Genomic DNA, 20,723 nt, shown 5'->3' on the forward strand with positions numbered 1-20,723 from the left:
GTATTCTTAGAGGTAACCAGTCGCACGCAGGCGTTCGAACGCATCTTCGGCCTCATGGTCCATGGACCGGCCGGCGCGTTCGGGCGTGCGCGTGGTTTCCAGTTCGTCGATGATCTCGTCGATGGTGCTGGCATTGCTGTCCACCGGGAAGGTGATGCCGATTTCGCCCAGCGAGCGGAAACGCTTGCCATCCTTGGCGAAATAGAGCGGCACCAGGGGGATTTCTTCCCGCTTGATGTAGCGCCAGACGTCAACCTCGGTCCAGGCCAGCAGCGGATGCACGCGGGTATGGGTGCCGGGCGTGCGCTCAATCGTGTACTGGTCCCAGAATTCGGGCGGCTGGTGGGCGGCCTGCCAGGCGCCGTCCAGGCCACGCGGGCTGAAGATGCGTTCCTTGGCGCGGGTGGCCTGTTCATCGCGGCGGATACCGGTGATCAGCCCGTCGAACTGATACTTCTCCAGCGCGGCGGCCAAGCCCAACGACTTGCGGGCCGCGATGCGCGTGCCCGGCGGCAGGGTCGGGTCCGTCATCTCGATCGGCGGGCATTCATCCTTGATCAGGTTGAGGCCCCATTCCTCGGCATACCGGTTCCGGAACTCATACGATTCCGGGAATTCCAGGCCGGTATCCAGATGCGCCACGGGGAACGGCAGTTCGCCCATGAACGCCTTGCGGCACAGCCAGATCAGGACGTTGCTGTCCTTGCCCAGTGACCAGAGCAGACCCAGACGCTTCAGGCGCACGCGCGCCTCGCGCAGGATATAGATGCTCTGGGCTTCCAGCTGGTCGAGATGGTCGAGATGTTGATCAGTGCTGCTCATCAGGAGGCTCCCACCAGATTTGTTGCGGACGAAGGCGGCAGGTGGATCCCGCATTCCGTCTTTTCCTGGCCGCGCCAGCGGCCTGCTCTAATGTCTTCGCCCGGTGCGACACGGTCGGTACAGGGCATACAGCCCACGGAGAGGTAACCATCCTCCTCCAGCGGGTGATGCGGCAGACCGTGCCGGTCAAGATAGGCTTCCACGTCGGCGCGGGTGTAACCGGCCAGCGGGTTGATCTTGATCTTGCCCTCGGCCGCTTCGAACAAGGGCAGTTCGATGCGCGTCGTGGCCTGATAACGCTTGCGCCCCGTGATCCAGGCGCCGAACGGTGCCAGACCGGCATCCAGCACCTGCACCTTGCGGAAGTCACAGCAGGCTGTGTTGCTGGTGCGCCAGAGAAGGCCGTCCTTGTCGTTGGCCTCCTCCGCCTCGGTGGTGGGCGACAGCTCACGCAGGCCGGTCAGGCCCAGTGTTTCGACAAGCTTGCGCTTGTAGCGCAGCGTCTCGCCAAACAGCTTGCGCGTGTTCACGAACAGCACGGGCAGGTCGCGGTCGATCTGTGCCACCATATGCAGCAGGACCGCACTTTCCGTGCCGAAGGAGGAGACCAGCGCCAGCTGACCCTTGAATTCCGTCTCGATCAGGGGCTGGAGAAGCGCCACCCCCTCCAGATGACCGTAACGGGCGTTCAGGTCGCGGGCGCGGGCCTGAAGGTCGGTGATCATGCCGGGACCGTGCCTTTCAGATGCCGGCGCAGCAGTGAGACGCCTTCCTCCCGGCCAAGCGCCGGCTGAAACGCCACCGAGATTTCCTTCAGCGCATGTGCCCAGGCGGGGCCGACACGGTCCGCCGGCACCACCACCGTATCCACGCCCACGCGGGTCAGGAACAGGTACTGGTCGGGGATGATATGGCCGAAAGCCCTGATCTCGCCCTTGTAATCGAACCGTTCCCGCAGCTCGCGCGCCGCAGAGAAGGCGCGGCCATCGCGGAATTTCGGGAATTCCAGGGCCACCAGCGACAGGGAACCCAGATCATCCGCGATCTCGGTGGCCAGCTGATTGGATTTCAGCCGCACGCCGACGGCATCGCGCCGGGCGGTCAGCGCGTCGCGTTCGCTGCGCCAGCGTTCCAGGGAGACGATGACCGCCCCCTCGGCGGGGATGTCCTGGTCATCGGCAAGGTCGGTCCAGCGGTCGTCGATGGGCAGACCACGATCAAGCACGGGCATAGAGAGCCTCCTTGAACGGGGCGTGGCCGGTACGGGCCAGCGTCTGAATGAAAATCTCGCCGGGCTGGCGCAGCTTCACGAAGGTGTTCACCACCGTCTCGACCGCATCGATGATGCCGTCATAATCGAAGCCGGGGCCGACGATCTCCCCCAGGGCCGCGTTGGTGCCGGCATCGCCGCCCAACAGGATCTGGAACAGTTCCTCGCCCTTCTTGTCCACGCCCAGAATGCCGATATGGCCGACATGGTGATGGCCGCAGGCATTGATACAGCCGCTGATCTTGATCTTCAGCTCACCCAGATCATGCTGCCGGTCCAGATCGGCGAACCGTTCGGCGATACGCTGTGCCACCGGGATGGCGCGGGTATTGGCCAGCGCGCAGTAATCCAGGCCGGGGCAGGCGATGATATCGCTGATCAGGCCGGCATTGGCGGTGCCCAGGCCGGCGGCGTCCAGCGCCTTCCACAGGGCGTAAAGATCATCCTGACGGACATGGGCCAGAACCAGGTTCTGCTCATGCGTCACGCGGACTTCGCCAAAGCTGTAGAGATCAGCCAGATCGGCGACGGTTTCCAGCTGGTCGGCCTCGGCATCGCCCGGAATGCCGCCGATGGGCTTCAGGGAGATGGTGGCGATGGCGTAACCGGGCGTCTTGTGTTCCGTCAGGTTGGTGCGGGTCCAGCGGGCAAAGGCCGGATCGGCTGCCTTCGCGGCCTCAAAGCTGTCGGAGATGGCGGGCAGATCGACCCAGGGCGGCGGGGCGAAATGGGTCTGGATCGCGTCCACGATGGCGGGATCGACATAGAATTTCTGCCGCGGCAGCCGGGCATATTCTTCTTCGATCAGGCCGATGAACTTGTCGGCGCCCATCTCGTTCACGGTGATCTTGATGCGCGCCTTATAGATATTGTCGCGCCGGCCCAGCTGGTTATAGACGCGCAGGATGGCTTCCAAATAACCGATGATCTCTTCCACCGGCACGAAGTCGCGCGCCTTGACGGCCAGATAGGGGGTGCGACCCTGGCCACCGCCGACATAGACGGTGAAGCCCACCCGGCCCGTCGCCTCGTCCTTCAGCGCGATCAGGCCGATATCATGCACCTGCACCGCGGCGCGGTCGTTCGGGCTGCCCGTGATGGCGATCTTGAACTTGCGCGGCAGATAGGTGAATTCCGGGTGCATGGTGGACCATTGCCGCAGGATCTCCGCATAGACGCGGGGGTCCACCAACTCGTCCGCCGCCGCACCGCAGAACTGATCCGTGGTGACGTTGCGGATGCAGTTGCCGCTGGTCTGGATGGCATGCATGTCCACTTCGGCCAGTTCGCGCAGGATGGTGGGCACATCCTCCAGCTTGGGCCAGTTGAACTGAATATTCTGGCGCGTCGTGAAATGGCCATAGCCCTTGTCATAGACGCGCGCGATGCGGGCCAGACGCCGGACCTGGGTGGAAGACAGCATGCCGTAGGGCACGGCCACGCGCAGCATATAGGCATGAAGCTGCAGGTAGAGGCCGTTCATCAGCCGGATGGGCTTGAACTCCTCCTCCGTGATCTCCCCCTTGATGCGGCGTTCGACCTGGGCGCGGAACTGCTCCACACGCTCGAAGATGAAGGTCTTGTCGAACTCGTCATAGCGATAGACGGCGGCGTGGGCGTCGGCCGGCTGATTGCTGCGGAGGGTGGGGCTGTGCGTATCAGGCATGGGGGTCGGGCCTGTCTTCTCTGTCAATTCGGTGTTTCAGTCGGGTCAGGCGGCGGACTGGCGGGCCTGCTTGCCCAGGTCGCGGCGGACGGTGGGGCCGATGGCCTTCAACCGTTCGCGCAGATGGGTGGGGCGGGTCCCGGCCTCGGTGATCTCCACATCCAGCGGATAGACATCAACCACAAGCTGACGCTTTTCTTCGGCCTTGGCGAAATCAAGCGCCTGGGCGATGGCATCACCCTCGAACACGGCCGCCAGGGCCACATCCTCTACCCAGGCATTGCCCGCACCCAGCCACACGGCCTCCCCGTCCAGAAGACGGCTGGCGGCGACGGATTGCTGGGTTCCCTTGGCTTTGACCAACATCTCTTAGGTCTTCCCTGTCTCAAACGGCTTCGCGCAGGTGATCGGGCACCAGCGTGGTGATAAGGGCGGGGTCGGCCAGACGGACGACATCGCCGATGATGATGATCGCCGGCCCCACCAGCCCATGCGCCGCCGCCAGCGGTGCCAGGGTGGCAAGGGTGCCGGTGATCAGCTTCTGATCCGGTCGCGTGCCCTTTTCGATCAGGGCAGTGGGGGTGTCGGCCGGCATCCCGGCCTCCGTCAGGCGGCGGGCGATGGTTTCCGCCGCCGTCAGGCCCATATAGACAACCAGCGTGTGGCGCAGGCGGGCCAAAGCCTGCCAGTCCAGGTCCGGTTCCCCATCCTTGCCATGGCCCGTCACGAAAGTGACGCCGGCGGCATGGTCGCGGTGGGTGACGGGGATGGCGGTGGAGGCACCGCAGCCGAGCGCCGCCGTGATGCCGGGGACGATCTCCACCGGGATATTGGCGGCGCGCAGGGCCTGCATTTCTTCGCCACCACGCCCGAACAGGAACGGGTCGCCACCCTTTAACCGGACCACGCGGTGGCCGGCCTTGGCCTCGGCCACCAGCAACTGGTTGATGGCTTCCTGGCTCATCGTGTGATGCGACTTGGACTTGCCGACATAGATGCGGCGGGCGTCGCGGCGGACATAGTCCATGATCCGCTCATCCACCAGCTTGTCATGCACGACCAGATCGGCATCCTGCAGCACCCGCAGCGCACGCAGGGTCAGCAGGTCCGGATCACCGGGGCCCGCACCCACCAGGGCGACCGTGCCGGTCCTGGCCTGCCCGTAATCGGGATTATTGACGGCGGCCAGCAGGGCTTCGCGCGCCGACTGTTCCCGGCCTGCCAGGAAGTCACGCGCCACGGGGCCGTCGATCACCGCCTCCCAGAAGCGGCGGCGGTTGGTTTCGCCTTCGCGGGTGGCCTTCACGGCGGTGCGGAAACTGTCCAGCAGGGTGGTCAGCCGGCCCAGGCCGGGTTCCAGTGCGGCTTCCAGCCGTTCACGCAGACGCCGGACCAGCACGGGGCTGGCGCCACCGGACGAGATGGCGATGGTGATCGGCTCCCGGTCGATGATGGCCGGCATGATGAAGCTGGACAGGGCCGGCTTGTCCGGGACATTGACCAGGATGCCGGCCTTATTGGCTGCATCGGCCACGGCGCGGTCAACCTCTTCCACATCGGTGGCGGCGAAGATGATCCGGTGATCTTCCACATCATTTGGTGTGAAATCCCGGACAATGACCGTATCGGCCAGTTTGGCGAGGTCGGGATGGATTTCAGTGGCGATGATGGTCAGGCGGCAACCGGCCTTGGCCACCAGCCGCGCCTTGCGCAGAGCCAGTTCGCCGCCGCCCACCACCAGAACCTTCTGCCCTTCCAAAGGCAATGACACCGGAAATCCACGCAAAGCCATCGCTCAGCTCCACACCTACCGCACCTGCGGAATGAGGGAGATTTGATCCCGTTTTTACGGCGTGTCGAGGTGAAATATTATTTCTCCAATATTCCTAGGTTAAATATAGGGATTAAATCTGTGAGAAAATTTTGATATTTATCAATGACATGGGTGGATAGGTAAAGTAGGTGTTAAAGGCACTTATCGGGGGTGTACACGGCAGCCATGCGCCGATAGGGCGCTTGGGTGTGAAATACCCGGTTGAACGCGCAGCCTATGTACATTAGCTGTCGTGGCAATGCGGAATCATGGCCGGGACTCTGCTACCGGTCGCCTGTGACGAAGGAAGTTGGATATGAGCGCGTTCATCGAAAGCAAGGTGCTGTCCGTCCATCATTGGACCGACACGCTGTTCAGCTTCACCTGCGAACGCGAGCCCGCCTTCCGCTTTGAAAACGGCCACTTTGTCATGATCGGCCTGACGGTGGATGGCAAGCCGCTGACCCGCGCCTATTCCATCGTCTCGCCCAACTATGCCGAGCATCTGGAATTCCTGTCTATCAAGGTGCCGAACGGCCCCCTGACCAGCCGGTTGCAGCATATCCAGGTGGGTGACACGGTGATCCATGGCCGCAAGTCGGTGGGCACGCTGGTGACCAGCTCCCTGGTCCCGGCCAAGAACCTGTACATGTTCTCCACCGGTACCGGTCTGGCCCCGTTCATGAGCATCATCCGGGACCCGGAGGTCTATGCCAAGTATGACCGCCTGATCCTGACCCATACCTGCCGCACCGTGGGCGAGCTGGCCTATCACGACTACATCACCAATGACCTGCCGAACGATGAGTTCCTGGGCGAGGATGTGGCCGCCAAGCTGACCTATTACCCGACGGTGACGCGCGAGCCGTTCCGCAACCAGGGCCGTATCACCGACCTGATCCGGAACCACAAGCTGTTCGAGGATATCAAGGCCGCCCCCCTGGACCCCGCTAACGACGTCGCCATGATCTGCGGCGGGCCGGACGTTCTGGCCGAGACAGTGGAACTGCTGAAGGAACGCGGCTTCACGGAAGGGGCCGGGCATACGCCGGGCAATTACGTGATCGAAAAGGCGTTCGTGGAGAAGTGAGGGTTAGCGGGGTGCCCCCAAAGGGCACCCCGGTTTGGTTTTGGGGTTGGGTGGCGGGTGGTGTAGAATAATCCCAAGACGGGGATGAACCATGCTGCCGCTGATCGCCAAACGCCGGGATGATATCGCCGCCCTTTGCCGGCGGTTCAATGTGCGTCGCCTGGACATTTTTGGATCGGCGGCGCGTGGCGATGATTTTGATCCCGCCAGGTCGGATATCGACTTCATCGTGGAATATCAGGCGGGGAGCGATGGCCCGTCCTTGCAGGAGTTCCTGTCGCTGCGGGAGAAACTGTCCGCGCTGCTGGGCCATACTGTCGATCTGACCAGTGCCGGTGCGGTGCGTAATCCCTATGTCCGGGCGGACATTGATCGGTCGCGGGTGCAGGTTTATGCGGCGTGATCCCAAAGCCTATCTATGGGATATCCGAGATAGCGCGGACGCTATTGTGGAATTTACCCATGGGCGGAACTTCAAAGATTATCAGCGTGACCGAATGCTGCGATCCGCTGTGGAGCGACAATTTGAGATCATCGGAGAAGCCCTGGGTCAGATGTCGAAGATCGCACCGGATGTCGCAAAGCAGATTCCAGATTTCGCGCGGATTGTCGCTTTCCGAAATTTGCTGATTCACGGATATGCGGTCGTGGATGACGCCATCGTCTGGCGCACCTTAAAGGAAGACTTGCCATTGTTACGCGCGGCGGCGGACCGAATATTAGCAGACCGCTAATCATCCATTCGCTCAAATATCCGCGCCCTGGTCCTTATAGTCGGCCGCGAATACATGGTCCATGACGCGGGCGGGGTTGGCGCAGCCGGCTTCGCCCACGATTTTGGCAGGCACGCCAGCCACCGTGGTGGCGCGTGGCACGTCGCGCAGGACGACGGAGCCGGCGGCGACGCGGGCGCAGTCGCCGACATGGATATTGCCCAGCACCTTGGCATTGGCGCCCAGCAGCACGCCCGACCCGATCTTGGGATGGCGGTCGCCATCATCCTTGCCATTGCCGCCCAGGTTGACCCCGTGCAGCATGGAGACATTGTCGCCCACGACCGCGGTTTCGCCCACCACCACGCCGGTGGCATGGTCGATCATCACGCCGCGCCCGAACCGGGCATTGGGGTGGATATCGACGCCGAAGACCACCGACGAACGGCTTTGCAGATAGAGCGCCATGTCGCGGCGGCCCAGATGCCAGAGCCGATGTGCCATGCGGTGGGTTTCCAAAGCCTGGAAGCCCTTGAAATACAAAACCGGCTCAATATGGCGGTGGCAGGCGGGGTCGCGGTCCAGAACGGCGGCGACATCGGCGCGGAAATCCTGGCCCATCTCCGGCTCGGCGTTCAGCGCGTCGGTGAAGGCCTGCACCAGCAGCTCGCCCTGCACATCCTGATGCGCCAGACGGGTGGCGATACGGTGGATGATGGCCATTTCCAGCGAGGGCTGGTTCAGGATGGCGCCATAGAACAGGGCGGCCAGCAACGGTTCATCCGCCACGGCCTGCGCCGCCTCATTCCGCAGGGCGGCCCAGATCGGGTCCAGATTGGCAAGCGTCTGGGAAACAGGGGCGACACGCGCGGACATGGGCTGCCTCGAAACAAAGGGCAAATCTTAACGGCTATTTGATCATAGCAGGGGGGCGTGGCAAGGGCGATTGTGGGGCGTTTGCGGCATGGGTGGTACGCTGGCCTGCGCGTGGCGGCGGTCGACAGGGGCGGCGTTGCCGTGCATCATCCTGTTTTCCAAAAGAAATTCCGGGGGACGTGATGGGGGATGAGGTGATGCGGTCCGGCGATGGCTGTCCCATTGAACCGGCGGTGCGGACCATCGCCATGCCGGCCGATACCAATCCGGCGGGCGATATTTTCGGCGGCTGGTTGATGGCGCAGATGGATCTGGCCGCCGGCAATGCCGCCGCAAGACGGGCGCGCGGACGCTGCGCCACGGTCGCCGTCGATGGCATGGTCTTTCACCGGCCCGTGTCGGTGGGGGATGAGGTCAGCCTTTACGCCATCATCGAGCATATTGGCCGCACGTCGATGAAAATCCATGTCGAGGCCTGGCGCCGGTCGCGGTTTGACGAGGCGCGGTTCAAGGTGACGGAGGCCCTGTTCACCTTTGTCGCCATCGACGAGAATGGGCGCCCGCGCGCCATCCCACCCGCCGACACCCAGGAGTAGGAACCATGACCCTGCCGACCAGCAGCCCCATTGAGCTGATCATCGTTCCCAAAAGCCATGATGTGGGCGGGTTTGAGGTGCGCCGCGCCCTGCCCAGCGCCAAGCGCCGCATGGTCGGCCCTTTCATCTTCTGGGATCAGATGGGACCGGGATACTTCCCCGCCGGCACCGGCCTGGATGTCCGCCCGCACCCGCATATCGGCCTGTCCACCGTCACCTATCTGACGGAAGGCGAGATCATGCACCGCGACAGCGTGGGCAGCGTGCAGGCCATCCGCCCCGGCGCCATCAACTGGATGACCGCCGGCAAGGGCATCGTGCATTCCGAACGCACCGAGGCGGGCCTTCGGGCCAATGGCAACCATCTGGCCGGTATCCAGAGCTGGATCGCCCTGCCGCAGCGGTTTGAGGAGATCGAGCCGGGGTTCAGCCATTATCCAGCCGAGGGCCTGCCCATCATCAGCGACCATGGCGTCTGGATGCGCCTGATCGCCGGCGAACTGTTCGGGGAGGCGTCGCCCGTCCGTACCCTGTCCGAGACCATCTATATGGAGATGCTGCTGGATGCCGGGGCCAAGGTGGAAATCCCGGCCAGCCATCCCGAACGCGCCCTTTATCTGTTCGACGGGCGGATCAATATCGCCGGCGATGTGTTCACCGCAGAGGGTGGGCAGGGGCAGTTGCTGGTCCTGCGCGAGGGCGACGCCCTGACGGTCCATGCCGAGTGCAATACGCGCCTGCTGCTGCTGGGTGGGGAGCCGATGGACGGCCCGCGCTATATCTATTGGAACTTCGTTTCGTCGTCCAAGGAGCGGATCGAGGATGCGAAGTCGGACTGGCGCAATGGCAAGTTCCCGACGGTTCCGGGGGAGACGGAGTTCATTCCGCTTCCGGAATGATAATTGATACGGGTCCGAAATGACTGAAGCACTGCGCGTCCTGGGTAAGGCATCCTCCATCAATGTCCGCAAGGTCCTGTGGACCTGCCGGGAGGTCGGGCGCGATTTCGTGCGCGAAGATTGGGGCAGCGGGTTCCAGCCCGTGGATACCGACGATTTCCGCGCCATGAACCCCAATGCCCAGGTGCCGGTGATACAGGTCGCCGATGGCTATCTGTGGGAGAGCAACAGCATCTGCCGCTGGCTGGCGGCGGATGCGGAAAGGGCGGACCTGCTGCCCGTGGCGCCGCTGGCGCGGGCGCGGGTGGAGATGTGGATGGACTGGCAGGCCACGGAGCTGAACCAAGCCTGGCGTTATGCCTTCATGGCGCTGGTCCGCAAGAGCCCGGCCTTTGCCGATCCCGATGCCATTGCGGCAGGCGTGGCGGCGTGGAACCGGCAGATGGGGATATTGGAAGGGCAGTTGGCGAAGACCGGCGCCTATGTGGCGGGGCAGGGCTTCACGCTGGCCGATATCGTCCTGGGCCTGTCCACCAACCGCTGGAAGATGACGCCCATGGAGCGCCCGCATCTGCCGGCGGTGGAGGATTGGTGGGCGCGGCTGCGCGAGCGGCCTGGGTTCCGGGAGTTTGGGGAGAATGGGGTGGCGTGAGGGGGAAGCGTCGCGCTTGTCATAGTTTGTTTGGAGCGGCTTCCCCCCCCAGTGTCATTCCCGCGAAAGCGGGAACCCAGCGTTTAGCGGCGTCTGCCGCGATATGACTCATATCGGCGCTGACCGCGCCTTATGCTGGGTCCCCGCTTTCGCGGGGATGACTGTTGAGGCAAGCCCAACACGATCCTATCAAAATCTGACAAACTTTAAGGGCGGGGACCTTATCCTCCCTCACTCCCGATGCCAGTCCCGGTCCAGGCGGCGCGAGGCTAGGAAGAACAGGATGGCGGCCAGGGCGTAGAAGCTGAGGCAATAAAGGATGGAGTAGCGCAGGCTTTCATCCCCGTACCCGGCACGCAGAATGTCGGACAACTTGCCCAGGAACCAGGTGCCGAAGCCGATCCCGATCAGATTATTGATGAACAGGAAGATGGCCGACGCCGTGGCGCGCATGTTGGCGGGCACCAGATGCTGCACCGCCGACAGGGTGGGGCCCAGCCACATCAGGGCCAGCGCCTGCGGCACCACGAACAGGAAGAACATCAGGACTGGCGAGCCGGTATTCACGGCCCCGAAGAAGAAGGGCAGGGAGATCAGGAAGGCCGTGGCGGGGACGCGCGCATAGTTCGCCTTGTTGCCGGCCCCCAGCCGGTCGCCCAGCGACCCGCCCAGCCAGACCCCGATCAGCCCGCCGATAAAGACGATGGCCGAGAAGAACAGGCTGCGGTCGACCAGTGCCATATCGTGGCTGCGCTGGAAGAAAGAGGGCAGCCAGAAGGCCAGCCCATAGCCCATGACGGAGGAGAAAGACGCGCCGAAGGCCAGCAGCCAGAAGGACAGCTTGCCCGACAGGGTGGAGAGCACAGCCTTCAGGCTGGCGGGTTGCGGTTTGGCCAGGGCTGCGTCAAGACCGCCGCGCGCCGGTTCCTTTACCGTCAGCTTCAGCAGCGGCGCCAATCCCAGACCGACAAGGCCGCAGATGATGAAGGCCCAGCGCCAGCCGATCTGATGCGCGATCAGGCCGCCGAACAGGATGCCCAGCGACATGCCGATGGGGATGCCGAAACTATAGGCCGCGAGCGCGCGGGCCCGTTCCTTGGGCGGGAAATAATCGGCGATCAGGGAATAGGCCGGGGCCACACCGCCCGCCTCCCCCACGCCCACACCCAGCCGGCACAAGAACAACTGCCAGAAGCTGGTGGCGGCACCGCACAGGGCGGTAAAACCGCTCCACACCGCCAGCGAGACGGTGATGATCCAGGTCCGGTTGAACCGGTCGGCCAGCATGGCGATGGGCACGCCCATGGCGGTGTAGAACAGCGCGAAGGCCCAGCCGCCCAGCCATCCCAGATCGCTGTCGGTCAGGTTCAGTTCGGCTTTGATCGACGGCGCCAGGATGCCCAGGATCTGCCGGTCGATGAAATTGAAGATATAGACCAGGATCAGGACGACCAGCACATAGGTGCGATAGGCATTGCCGCCTTGGCGGCCCACGGTCGCGTCGCTGTTCATCACGATCCCTTATGAAATGTCTTGGGAAAGAAGGGCCGCGTCCCCCGGAGGAAACGCGGCGCCAGGCAGGGAGATAGTCACATGAAACGCCGCCGGGCCGTAATGTGGAAATAGGGCCGGCCCGGTGATGGGTTGCCCTCACCCTCCCAAGCCTTCCGGCTTGGGCCCCTCCCTCTCCCACCTTCGTGGGCGAGGGGCGAAGCTTTCCGCAGGCGAGGGATGGTGGTGAGGGAACCCGGAGATCAGAAGCGATACTCGACCGTGGCGGTCACGGTGCGCGGCGCGCCGTAATAGCCGATGATGCTGTCGCCGAACAGGGCGCCGGGGAAGTTGTAGCCGCCGACGCGGTACTTCTTGTTGCCCAGGTTCTTGCCATGCAGGCCGACCGACCAATTGTCGCTGGCGGCGGTCCAGACGGCGGACAGGTCGTAGAGCGTGTAGCCGTCCTGATCCAGCAGCGGGTTCGGGAATTCGAACAGCGAGAAGCCGCTGCGGTGCGCGGCATTGCCGGTCAGGGTCAGGGTGCCGGCATCGCCCATGTCATGGGCGTAGGTCAGGCCGAAATTCGCCGTCCATTTCGGCGTGTTCTGGAACACGGCGGTGTTGGCGATATTGTCGTAAACCTTGCTGGTCAGGTTGTAGCGCAGGAACTTGTTGAATTCCGCGTCGATGTAACCGATGGCGAAATTGGCCGTCAGTTCATCGGTAACGGCAAGCAGACCCTCGGCCTCCAGACCCTTGATGGTGGAGGAACCGACATTGTCCACGAAGCTGACGACGGTGGTGCCCGACGGCACCTGGGTCGTCACCTGCTGGCCCTTATAGTCGGAATAGAAGGCGGCCAGGTTCAAGGTGGCGCGGCCATCCAGGAAGCGGGACTTGGACCCGACCTCGTACGTGTCCACCAGCTCCGGATCATAGCCATTGGCTGTGTCCGGCGTGGAGATCACGTCACCGCGCATGTCGAAGCCGCCCGACTTGAAGCCCCGGCCATAGGAGGCATAGAGCGTGAAGTCGCGGGTCGGTTCATAGGTCAGGCTGACGCGGGGCGTAAATTCGTCAAAGGTGCGCTGGTTGGTGTAGTTGGAGCGGATCAGCGTCGGGTTGCGCGCCGCACCGCCGAACAGCGGGCTGGTCAGGCCGGCATAGTTCACGCGGTAGACGGTGCCCGTCTTCTTGTCCGAGGTATAGCGCGCGCCGACCGATGCCTTGACCTGATCGGTCAGTTCATAGGTGAAGTCGGCGAAGGCGGCGTAGGACTTGGTATCGACCGAGCCGGAGGTCAGCGTGGTCAGGTTGGCCAGCGCCAGGATCGTGTCGAACGCGCCCTCGGCGTGGGCATCCATGTAGTAGAGGCCGGCAACGCCCTTCAGGCGGTCACCTTCATACACCAGCTGCAATTCCTCGCTGAACTGGTCATCCTCGTAATAGGCGGGGATGTCGAGGATCTTGGCGGGCAAATTGTCAAAGTCGATGACGGTGTCGGAGCGGCCATCGCGATAGGCGGTGATGGACTTCACCGTCACGCTGTCATTGACGTTGTACTCGATGGTGCCGGACACGCCCTCGTTCTTCACCTTCTGCTTGCCCGTCAGGCCGGCACGCGTGTCATAGACACTGTCCAGGACCGGGACGGTCGGGGTGGCGAACAGGCGGTAGCCATGGCGGGGATTGCTGTCATCCACCGTCTTGTCGGCGGCAACGCGGATGAACAGATCCTCGTTCGGCTTGAATTCCACCGACAGGCGGCCGGCGGACACGTCCTTGTTGTAATGTTCCTGACCCGTGGTCAGGTTCTTGCCGAAGCCGTCGCGGCGGTACAGGGCCACGGCACCCGACACGCCCACATTCTCCGTCACCGGTGCGGAACCGGACAGGATCAGGTCGGTCTGCTTATAGGAGCCGACCTGCACCTTGGCCTTCATGTGCGGCTCGTCATCGATGCGCTTGGTCACATACTTGACGGCACCGCCGATGGTGTTGCGGCCATAGAGCGTGCCCTGGGGACCGCGCAGAACCTCAATCCGTTCGATGTCGAAAATGTCGAGCACGGCACCCTGTGGGCGGGCCACATAAACATCGTCGACATAAAGGCCCACACCGGGTTCAAAGCCCCACAGCGGGTCCTGCTGACCCACGCCGCGGATGAAGGCGATCAGGGTGGAGTTGGAACCGCGCGCCACCTGCATGGTCAGGTTGGGCGTGGTCTTGGTCAGCGAGGTGATGTCCTGCGTGCCGGCATTTTCCAGCTGTTCGGCGGTGAAGGCCGAGATGGAGACGGGCACGTCCTGCAGGCTTTCCGCGCGGCGGCGGGCCGTCACGACGATCTCGCCCAGGATGCCTTCGCTGGCGGTTTCCTGGGCCGGGGCCTGCTGTGCCAGGGCGGGCAGGGAAGCCAGGCTGGTCAGGGCCGTGCCGGCGCAGAGCAGGGCGGTGATGGAGGATTTACCGAACGACTTCTTCATGGTTCTCCCTTTCATTCTCATTGAGCGCCGGCGGGTTCATCCCGCCCGGCACCGGTTGCATCCGCACCACCCGGCGGGGGCAGGGTGGCGGCGAAACGGGTCAGCGTGCTGTTGAACAGGTCGGGTTCTTCCAGATGCGGGGCATGGCCCGACCGGTCGAACCCGATGGTGATGGCATGGGCCAGCAGTGAGGCCAGCGCCTGGGCCGTATCCTGGGAGTAAAGCCGCGACAATTTTCCGTGCGTCACCAGGACGGGCACGGAAATGCCCGGCAGCAAGGGGCGGAAATCCTGCGCCGTCAGCGAGGTCCAGAGCCGGGCCATGGCCACGGGGTCGCTGTCCGCCACCTCCGTCTCTGCCCAGCGGCGCAGGATGGCCTGTTCCACATCCAGACCTTCGGCGAAGATGCGGGCGGCAACACGCGGGCCGACGGCGGGCCAGTTGGCGACCATGGCGGCCTGGCTTTGCCGTGCCGATTTGGCCGCCGAACTGCCGCGCAGGCCCAGATCCCAGCCATCGCCATTGATGACGCGGGGTGCCATGTCGATGGAGATCATCCCGGCCACCCGCGACGACAGCCCGTCCAGCAGCGCGCGCCACAGCACCATGGCCCCCATCGACCAGCCCACGACCAGCAGGTCGTTCAGGTCCAGATGGTTGGCCAGTTCCACGATGTCGCGGGCCAGAAGATCGATGGAAAGATCACCATCCGCCGCCCGCGAGCGGCCATGGCCGCGCAGATCGATGCTGATGATGCGGAAGCTTTGCGACAGGCCTTCGACCTGCGGGCGGAAGAAACCGGCATGTGTGGCCCAGCCATGGACCAGCAGCAGCGGCCGCCCGTGCCCCACATCATCATAGGCGATTTTCGCCTGATCGCTGGTGACCAGATACGGCATGCGCCGACATTTCCCCTTGAAGCTTCCATCCCGTGCCGGTGTTCGTTATCCCGCCCTGGACCGATTGCGCTGGTCGTGGAAGGTTGGGGTTGATGGAGATCGATTGGTCGATCTTCCGTCCGGCTTGCCCCCATGCTTGCGGCAAATCGAAACCTGAGTCAATATTCAAGTTGCAGCCAGGGAGGAAATCATGGGCGGCGAAGAGACGGCAACGTCCAAGGCCCCGCGCACCGAAAGGGGCAAGCGGACATTGCGCAAGCTGCTGGACGCGGCGGCGGCGGAGTTCGGGGAGCGCGGGTATCACGAGGCGTCGATCAGCGGCATCACGCAGCGGGCAGGCGCCGCCTTGGGCACCTTCTACACCTACTTCGACAGCAAGGAGCAGGTGTTCCGCGCCCTGGTCGATGATATGGGCCATCTGACGCGCCAGCACATCGCGGAGCGGGTGCCCGGCAATGTCGACCGTCTGACGGCGGAACGGCTGGGCCTGGAGGCGTTCATCGAGTTCGTGCGCGAGCACAAGGACCTGTACCGCATCGTCATGGAGGCGCAGTTCGTCGCCGAGGATGCGTATCTGAATTATTACAAGGTCTTCGCCGCCGCCTATACCCGCAACCTGGCCCAGGCCGCCGAGAAGGGCGAGATCAGGCCGGGGCATGAGGAGGAACGCGCCTGGGCCTTGATCGGGATGAGCGTGTTCCTGGGCATGCGCTATGCCGTGTGGAGCAGCGACAAGAGCGCCAAGGAAGTGGCCGATGCGGCGGCGGAGCTGATCACCTTCGGCCTGTCGCCCCTGGCGCGCGGGGGAGGTGGGATGTGATCCCCTGCATCTTCGACATTACCGCCAAGCGTGCCGAACTGGCCGGCAGCGACATCGCCATGGAGGAGGTGGCGACGGGCCGCACCGTCACCTATGCGGGCCTGGATGAACGCGCGGCGCGGGCGGCGGGCTTGCTGCTGTCGCTGGGTGTGGCGGAAGGGGACCGCGTCGCCATCTTGTGCCGCAACCGCATTGAGTTCTTCGAGATGCTGTTCGCCTGCGCCAAGATGGGGGCCATCCTGGTGCCGCTGAACTGGCGCATGCCGGCGGCGGAAATCCGGCCCCTGCTGACCGACAGCGCCCCACGCGTGCTGTTCTTTGGCGATGAGGATGCGGGTGTGGCGGCGGACCTGTCGGGCGATGTGCCGGTACGGGTTGGGCTGGACGCCGATTATGCGCAGCGGCGGGACGCGACGCCGGTCCATGTCGGACGGCGGCTCTGGCCGGCGGATGGCATCTGGTACCTGCTGTACACGTCGGGCACGACGGGCACGCCCAAGGCCGTGATCTATACCTTCACCATGGCCATGGTGAACTATATCAACATCTCGCAGCCCATCGGCCTGACGGCGCGCGACACGACCTTGAATTTCCTGCCGCTTTTCCATACGGCGGGCATCAATCTGCACACGCTGCCGACCCTGATCATCGGCGGGCGGGTGCTGATCATGCCGGGGTTCGATGTCGATGTGATGCTGGATCTGGTGGCGGCAGGGCGGGTGGATGCGATTTTCGGCGTACCCGCCATCTATCAGATGCTGTCGCTGCATCCGCGATTTGCCTCGGTGGATTTGACGAGGCTGCGCTCCTGGGGCTGCGGCGGGGCGCCGCTGTCGGACCAGCTGGTGCAGCGTTTTCTGGAACGCGGCGTGCGCGTGTGCAACGGCATGGGCATGACGGAGACGGGGCCCACCGCCTTCATCATGGACCCCAACCGGGTGGCGGAAAAGATCGGGTCGGTGGGCAAGCCGCAGGTCCTGTCCGGCGTGCGCATCGTGGGGCCGGACGGCGTGGATGTGAAGCCGGGCGAGGCGGGGGAGCTGTGGTTCGGCGGGCCGGGCATCACGCCTGGATACTGGAACCGTCCGGAAGCGACGGCGGCCGCGTTCTCCGCCGATGGCTGGCTGAAATCCGGCGATCTGGCCCGCTGTGACGCAGATGGGTTCTATTATGTCGTCGGGCGCATCAAGGAGATGTTCATTTCCGGCGGGGAGAATGTCTATCCGGCGGAGGTGGAGAATGTGCTGTCGCAGCATCCCGCAATCCTGGAAGCCGCCGTCGTGGGTGTGCCGGACGCGAAATGGGGGGAGGTCGGGTGCGCCCATATCCTGCCCCGCCCCGGCCAGACGGTGCCGGACCCGGATGAACTGACCCGGTTCTGCCGCGAAAGGCTGGCGTCTTTCAAGGTGCCGAAAAGCTTTGTCACGGTCACCGACTTCCCGCGCACGGCGGCGGGGAAGGTGCAGAAACATCGGTTGTGAGGGCAGCGCTCTTTTTCCCTTTCACCGTCATCCCCGCGAAAGCGGGGACCCAGCATAAGGCGCGGTCAGCGCCGATATGAGTCATGTCGCAGCTATCGCTGCTCTCGCTGGGTCCCCGCTTGCGCGGGGATGACGAAATTTGAGAAGCGGAATCGCTTTTAACCTACGATGAGGTCCCATGCCCACCCATATCAGCATCGACCGCAGCCTGACGCAGGCGGAGTTCGACCTGTTTGCGCGGTTGTCGGGTGATGACAATCCCATCCATGTCGATCCCGATTTCTCATCCCGCACCCGGTTCGGGCGGACGGTGGCGCATGGGTTGTTCCTGTGTTCCGTCCTGCGCGGGCTGGCGGGGCAGGTGCGGCCTGGAAGCCGGCAGCTGTCCAAGGATGTGCGCTTTCCGGCCCCGACCTATACGGGGGAGGTCATGCGCTTTTCCGCTACGGTGACGGGGGAGGCGGAGGGTGTGACCCAGGTGGCCGTGAAGGCCGAACGGGTGGCCGATGGCGTAGTGACCTGCGAAGGTGTTTTCGAGATGGGAGCGGCGGCATGATCCGGCTGGGCGATGAGGCTGTGGTGAAGCGGGCCTTCACGGCGCAGGATGTGGCCGATTACCGGGCGCTGGGCGGGGCGGAGATGCCGGCAGGAGAAGTGCCGGAACTGCTTGTGGGGGCCTTGTTCTCCTACCTGCTGGGGGTCAAGGTGCCGGGGCCGGGGACCAATTACCTGAAGCAGCAGACGCGGTTCCTTAAACCGGTGCCGCTGGACGAGGAGCTGACGGCGCGGGTGGCCGTGACGCGCATCCGGGCGGACAAGCATCTGGTCGATCTGGAAACCACCTGTCATGGGCCGGGGGGGGGGCTGCTGGCCGAGGGGCGGGCGCTGGTCTATGTGGAGGATGTTGCGGATAAGGGGTGGTGAGAGGAGGAGTGCTTGCCCTCACCCTCCCAAGCCTTCCGGCTTGGGCCCCTCCCTCTCCCACCTTCGTGGGCGAGGGGCTTTAATTTCGTCCCTCGCCCGTTTGCGGGAGAGGGAGGGGCCCGCCCGCGTCAGCGGGTGGGAGGGTGAGGGTACCCCCGTCAATCCCGATACCCCGGTGACACCCGGTCCAGCTTGCGCAGCAAGGCCGGCCAGATCAGGTGGTTGGCGGCAGGGGCCACGGCCATGCGGCCCAGCGCCATGTTCTTGTCGATCACGCCGGATTCGGTGTCGTAAAGGACGCGCCCGGCCATGGACAGGGTGCGCACCTGCATGGTGCAGGCCCGCTCCAGGAAATACATGCGGGTGAACGCCTCCGCCACCGTCGCGCCCACCGTCAGGGTGCCGTGATTGCGTAGCAGCATGGTGGATTTGGCGCCCAGATCGGCCTGCAGGCGCGGCTTTTCGGCATGGTCCAGCGCCACCCCTTCATAATCATGATAGGCAAGGTCGGCCAGGACCAGCTGTGCCGTCTGGTTCAGGGGCAGCAGCCCTTGGGCCAGGGTGGCAACGGCGGTGCCGTCGGGTGTGTGCAGATGCATGACGCAGCCGGCATCATCCCGCACCTCATGCACCGCCGAATGGATGGTGAAGCCGGCGGGGTTCACGGGATAGGGGCTGTCATCCAGCTTGTTCCCGTGCATGTCGATGCGGACCAGGGAGGAGGCGGTGATCTCCTCAAACAGCATGCCATAGGGGTTGATCAGGAAATGATGATCAGGGCCGGGCAGGCGGGCGGAGATATGGGTGAAGACCAGATCGTCCCAGCCATAAAGCGCCGTCAGCCGATAGGCCGCCGCCAGATCGCGGCGGATCGCCGCCTCATCCTTAACCGCCGCACCGGCACCGGCGGCCCCGGCAATCGCCATGTTCTGCGTCATCGCACCCTCCCGAATTCAAACGCTTGTTTGGGCGGAGTGTAACGCGGTTTTGCCCGCCTGTAGAGCGTATTTCCGGTAACCGAAAACTGCTCTACCCCAGCACGCGGTACCAGGCCTTGAAGGCGTTGGTGTAGAAGCCGGGATTGAACAGGGTCCAGGCGCCCAGGCTGGCCGGCAGGGTGAAGGCCCTGGCGGCATCCTCCGTGGCCATGCCGGCGGTATGGGCGCGCCGCGCCGCCGCCTCCACCGCGTCCAGCACCCCCAGGTAGCCTGACAGGTCGGCGGCGATGGACAGGGGGCCGTGGCCGGGCACGATGGTGGCGGTGCGGTCGGACAGCAGGGCCGTGACGGCGGTGGAGAGCTTCAGCGGATCGGCATCGACATAATTGGGGAAAATGCCGTTCCACAGCAGGTCGCCGCCGAAAATGACGCGCGGGTCATCCAGTTCCACGGTCACATCGCTGTCGGTATGGCCGGTGCGGGCGATCAGGCGCACGGTGCGCCCGCCCAGGTCCAGCTTTGCCTCCCCCTCCGGCAGGATCAGGGTGGGCAGCAGGATGGGCGGGGCCTTGGGGAAGAGGCTGCCGTCCGCCGGTTTGGCCAGGGCGTTGCGCTCGGCGGACAGCGCCCCGGTGCGCGCCGTCATCAGCAGTTCCGGCCCGTCGGCCCCCTGCCGGAAGCCGGCCAGACCGCCGACATGGTCCAGGTGGTAATGCGTGGCGACGACATGGGTGGGGCGGCGACCCGTCAGGGCCAGCGCCTGATCCGACAGCCATTGGCCACCGGCGGGGGTGAAGAACCCTTCGACCACCAGTACCGCATCCCGGCCCGCGATGATGCCGCCATTGGACAGGGTGGTGCGGTCGCCGCGCCCGCCATCGGCCCCGAACGGCGTGCTGATGACGGCCCAGACACCGTCCGCGATCTTCTCAATGCGCGCGAAGGGGGTGGTGTTGACGGGATCGGCCAAGGTGCGGGCCTGCGCCTGCCGGGCCTGTGTGGTGCCGGCGGCCAGCGCTACAGCGACCCAGGCCCCGCAGCCGAAAGCATGACCGAAGAAGCCCCGCCGGTTGCAGTCGCATGAGTTCATTTTCTCGCTCCCTCACCCATTTTTGTTTCTGGCATTGGACCGGAAGCATGAAGTGGGTGCAAGGTCCGAAACGGACAGGGTTGGGACGGGATGGACGCTTTGAAACATGTGGCATGCAGCCGCCAGCCTTCCAAAGCACCAATATTGCCTTCCCGGCGAAGGCCGAGACCCAGGGGCCAAAGAGGCACCAGCTTTTC

At 64.3% G+C, this 20,723-nt stretch carries 22 protein-coding genes; 10 read left to right on the top strand and 12 right to left on the bottom strand.

The features are described 5' to 3' along the window. Positions 1-6: 6 nt before the first annotated feature. From cysD to cysG, 6 genes are read right to left on the bottom strand one after another with little or no spacing between them, the layout of a single operon-like run. Positions 7-822 carry a sulfate adenylyltransferase subunit CysD gene (cysD, locus tag ACODSP_RS18500; RefSeq protein WP_488967032.1) on the bottom strand — a complete coding sequence of 272 codons (816 nt, stop codon included), beginning with the start codon at positions 820-822 and terminating at the stop codon, positions 7-9. Then, the gene (locus ACODSP_RS18505; protein WP_488967033.1) at positions 822-1,547 is read right to left on the bottom strand and encodes a phosphoadenylyl-sulfate reductase; all 726 of its coding nucleotides are present in this window, start codon (positions 1,545-1,547) and stop codon (positions 822-824) included. Before ACODSP_RS18505 ends, cysD begins: the two co-directional genes overlap by 1 nt. Then, complete coding sequence (locus ACODSP_RS18510) at positions 1,544-2,053, bottom strand: DUF934 domain-containing protein (protein ID WP_488967034.1); 510 nt, start codon at positions 2,051-2,053, stop codon at positions 1,544-1,546. The genes ACODSP_RS18505 and ACODSP_RS18510 overlap by 4 nt, the downstream gene beginning before the upstream one ends. Further along, positions 2,040-3,758, bottom strand: coding sequence for a nitrite/sulfite reductase (locus ACODSP_RS18515; protein WP_488967035.1), 1,719 nt, complete (start codon positions 3,756-3,758; stop codon positions 2,040-2,042). The genes ACODSP_RS18510 and ACODSP_RS18515 overlap by 14 nt, the downstream gene beginning before the upstream one ends. Positions 3,759-3,803: 45 nt before the next feature. Beyond that, positions 3,804-4,124, bottom strand: a complete 321-nt coding sequence (locus ACODSP_RS18520) for a DUF2849 domain-containing protein (protein WP_488967036.1) — start codon at positions 4,122-4,124, stop codon at positions 3,804-3,806. A gap of 19 nt (positions 4,125-4,143) precedes the next feature. Further along, the gene (gene cysG, locus ACODSP_RS18525; protein WP_488967037.1) at positions 4,144-5,550 is read right to left on the bottom strand and encodes a siroheme synthase CysG; all 1,407 of its coding nucleotides are present in this window, start codon (positions 5,548-5,550) and stop codon (positions 4,144-4,146) included. Between the two features lie 337 nt (positions 5,551-5,887). Here cysG and ACODSP_RS18530 point away from each other — a divergent pair, with 337 nt between their 5' ends. From ACODSP_RS18530 to ACODSP_RS18540, 3 genes are all read left to right on the top strand, one after another. Continuing rightward, entirely contained in the window at positions 5,888-6,661 is a 774-nt protein-coding gene (locus tag ACODSP_RS18530) for a ferredoxin--NADP reductase (protein ID WP_054168393.1), read from the top strand. Between the two features lie 91 nt (positions 6,662-6,752). Then, positions 6,753-7,064: a nucleotidyltransferase family protein gene (locus tag ACODSP_RS18535; RefSeq protein WP_488967038.1), complete on the top strand. Its 312-nt coding sequence runs from the start codon at positions 6,753-6,755 to the stop codon at positions 7,062-7,064. Then, a complete protein-coding gene (locus ACODSP_RS18540) occupies positions 7,054-7,395 on the top strand; it encodes a HepT-like ribonuclease domain-containing protein (RefSeq protein WP_488967039.1) in 342 nt (113 codons plus the stop codon). The genes ACODSP_RS18535 and ACODSP_RS18540 overlap by 11 nt, the downstream gene beginning before the upstream one ends. A 12-nt stretch (positions 7,396-7,407) precedes the next feature. Here ACODSP_RS18540 and cysE read toward each other — a convergent pair whose 3' ends face one another. Further along, a complete protein-coding gene (gene cysE, locus ACODSP_RS18545) occupies positions 7,408-8,250 on the bottom strand; it encodes a serine O-acetyltransferase (RefSeq protein ID WP_488967040.1) in 843 nt (280 codons plus the stop codon). Positions 8,251-8,447: 197 nt separating this feature from the next. On the opposite strand from cysE, the gene ACODSP_RS18550 reads away from it, so the two are divergent. Genes ACODSP_RS18550 through ACODSP_RS18560 form a run of 3 tightly spaced genes read left to right on the top strand, consistent with a single transcriptional unit; the run spans position 8,448 to position 10,397 of the window. Further along, positions 8,448-8,846, top strand: coding sequence for an acyl-CoA thioesterase (locus ACODSP_RS18550; RefSeq protein ID WP_488967041.1), 399 nt, complete (start codon positions 8,448-8,450; stop codon positions 8,844-8,846). A 5-nt stretch (positions 8,847-8,851) separates the two neighbouring features. Continuing rightward, positions 8,852-9,745 carry a pirin family protein gene (locus tag ACODSP_RS18555; RefSeq protein WP_488967042.1) on the top strand — a complete coding sequence of 298 codons (894 nt, stop codon included), beginning with the start codon at positions 8,852-8,854 and terminating at the stop codon, positions 9,743-9,745. A gap of 19 nt (positions 9,746-9,764) precedes the next feature. After that, entirely contained in the window at positions 9,765-10,397 is a 633-nt protein-coding gene (locus ACODSP_RS18560) for a glutathione S-transferase (RefSeq protein ID WP_488967043.1), read from the top strand. 231 nt (positions 10,398-10,628) lie between these two features. On the opposite strand, the gene ACODSP_RS18565 is transcribed toward ACODSP_RS18560, so the two are convergent. The 3 genes from ACODSP_RS18565 to ACODSP_RS18575 all read right to left on the bottom strand — a co-directional run bounded on the left by ACODSP_RS18565 (position 10,629) and on the right by ACODSP_RS18575 (position 15,273). Next, positions 10,629-11,909 (bottom strand): spinster family MFS transporter, encoded by a 1,281-nt coding sequence (locus ACODSP_RS18565; RefSeq protein ID WP_488967044.1) that lies wholly within the window; start codon positions 11,907-11,909, stop codon positions 10,629-10,631. 242 nt (positions 11,910-12,151) lie between these two features. Then, the gene (locus tag ACODSP_RS18570) at positions 12,152-14,374 is read right to left on the bottom strand and encodes a TonB-dependent receptor (RefSeq protein WP_488967045.1); all 2,223 of its coding nucleotides are present in this window, start codon (positions 14,372-14,374) and stop codon (positions 12,152-12,154) included. A 17-nt stretch (positions 14,375-14,391) separates the two neighbouring features. Next, the gene (locus tag ACODSP_RS18575) at positions 14,392-15,273 is read right to left on the bottom strand and encodes an alpha/beta fold hydrolase (RefSeq protein WP_488967046.1); all 882 of its coding nucleotides are present in this window, start codon (positions 15,271-15,273) and stop codon (positions 14,392-14,394) included. Between the two features lie 190 nt (positions 15,274-15,463). Here ACODSP_RS18575 and ACODSP_RS18580 point away from each other — a divergent pair, with 190 nt between their 5' ends. The 4 genes from ACODSP_RS18580 to ACODSP_RS18595 all read left to right on the top strand — a co-directional run bounded on the left by ACODSP_RS18580 (position 15,464) and on the right by ACODSP_RS18595 (position 18,498). Beyond that, positions 15,464-16,093, top strand: coding sequence for a TetR/AcrR family transcriptional regulator (locus tag ACODSP_RS18580; protein WP_054168386.1), 630 nt, complete (start codon positions 15,464-15,466; stop codon positions 16,091-16,093). Beyond that, entirely contained in the window at positions 16,090-17,574 is a 1,485-nt protein-coding gene (locus tag ACODSP_RS18585; RefSeq protein ID WP_488967047.1) for an acyl-CoA synthetase, read from the top strand. The genes ACODSP_RS18580 and ACODSP_RS18585 overlap by 4 nt, the downstream gene beginning before the upstream one ends. Before the next feature lie 178 nt (positions 17,575-17,752). Further along, positions 17,753-18,130 carry a MaoC family dehydratase gene (locus tag ACODSP_RS18590; RefSeq protein ID WP_488967048.1) on the top strand — a complete coding sequence of 126 codons (378 nt, stop codon included), beginning with the start codon at positions 17,753-17,755 and terminating at the stop codon, positions 18,128-18,130. After that, positions 18,127-18,498, top strand: a complete 372-nt coding sequence (locus tag ACODSP_RS18595) for a hotdog family protein (protein ID WP_488967049.1) — start codon at positions 18,127-18,129, stop codon at positions 18,496-18,498. Before ACODSP_RS18590 ends, ACODSP_RS18595 begins: the two co-directional genes overlap by 4 nt. A 158-nt stretch (positions 18,499-18,656) precedes the next feature. On the opposite strand, the gene ACODSP_RS18600 is transcribed toward ACODSP_RS18595, so the two are convergent. Next, positions 18,657-19,436, bottom strand: a complete 780-nt coding sequence (locus tag ACODSP_RS18600; protein WP_488967050.1) for a class II aldolase/adducin family protein — start codon at positions 19,434-19,436, stop codon at positions 18,657-18,659. Positions 19,437-19,527: 91 nt separating this feature from the next. Further along, positions 19,528-20,526, bottom strand: a complete 999-nt coding sequence (locus ACODSP_RS18605) for an MBL fold metallo-hydrolase (protein ID WP_488967051.1) — start codon at positions 20,524-20,526, stop codon at positions 19,528-19,530. Positions 20,527-20,723 lie beyond the last annotated feature (197 nt).

It is taken from the genome of Niveispirillum sp. FG156 (genome assembly GCF_057809555.1).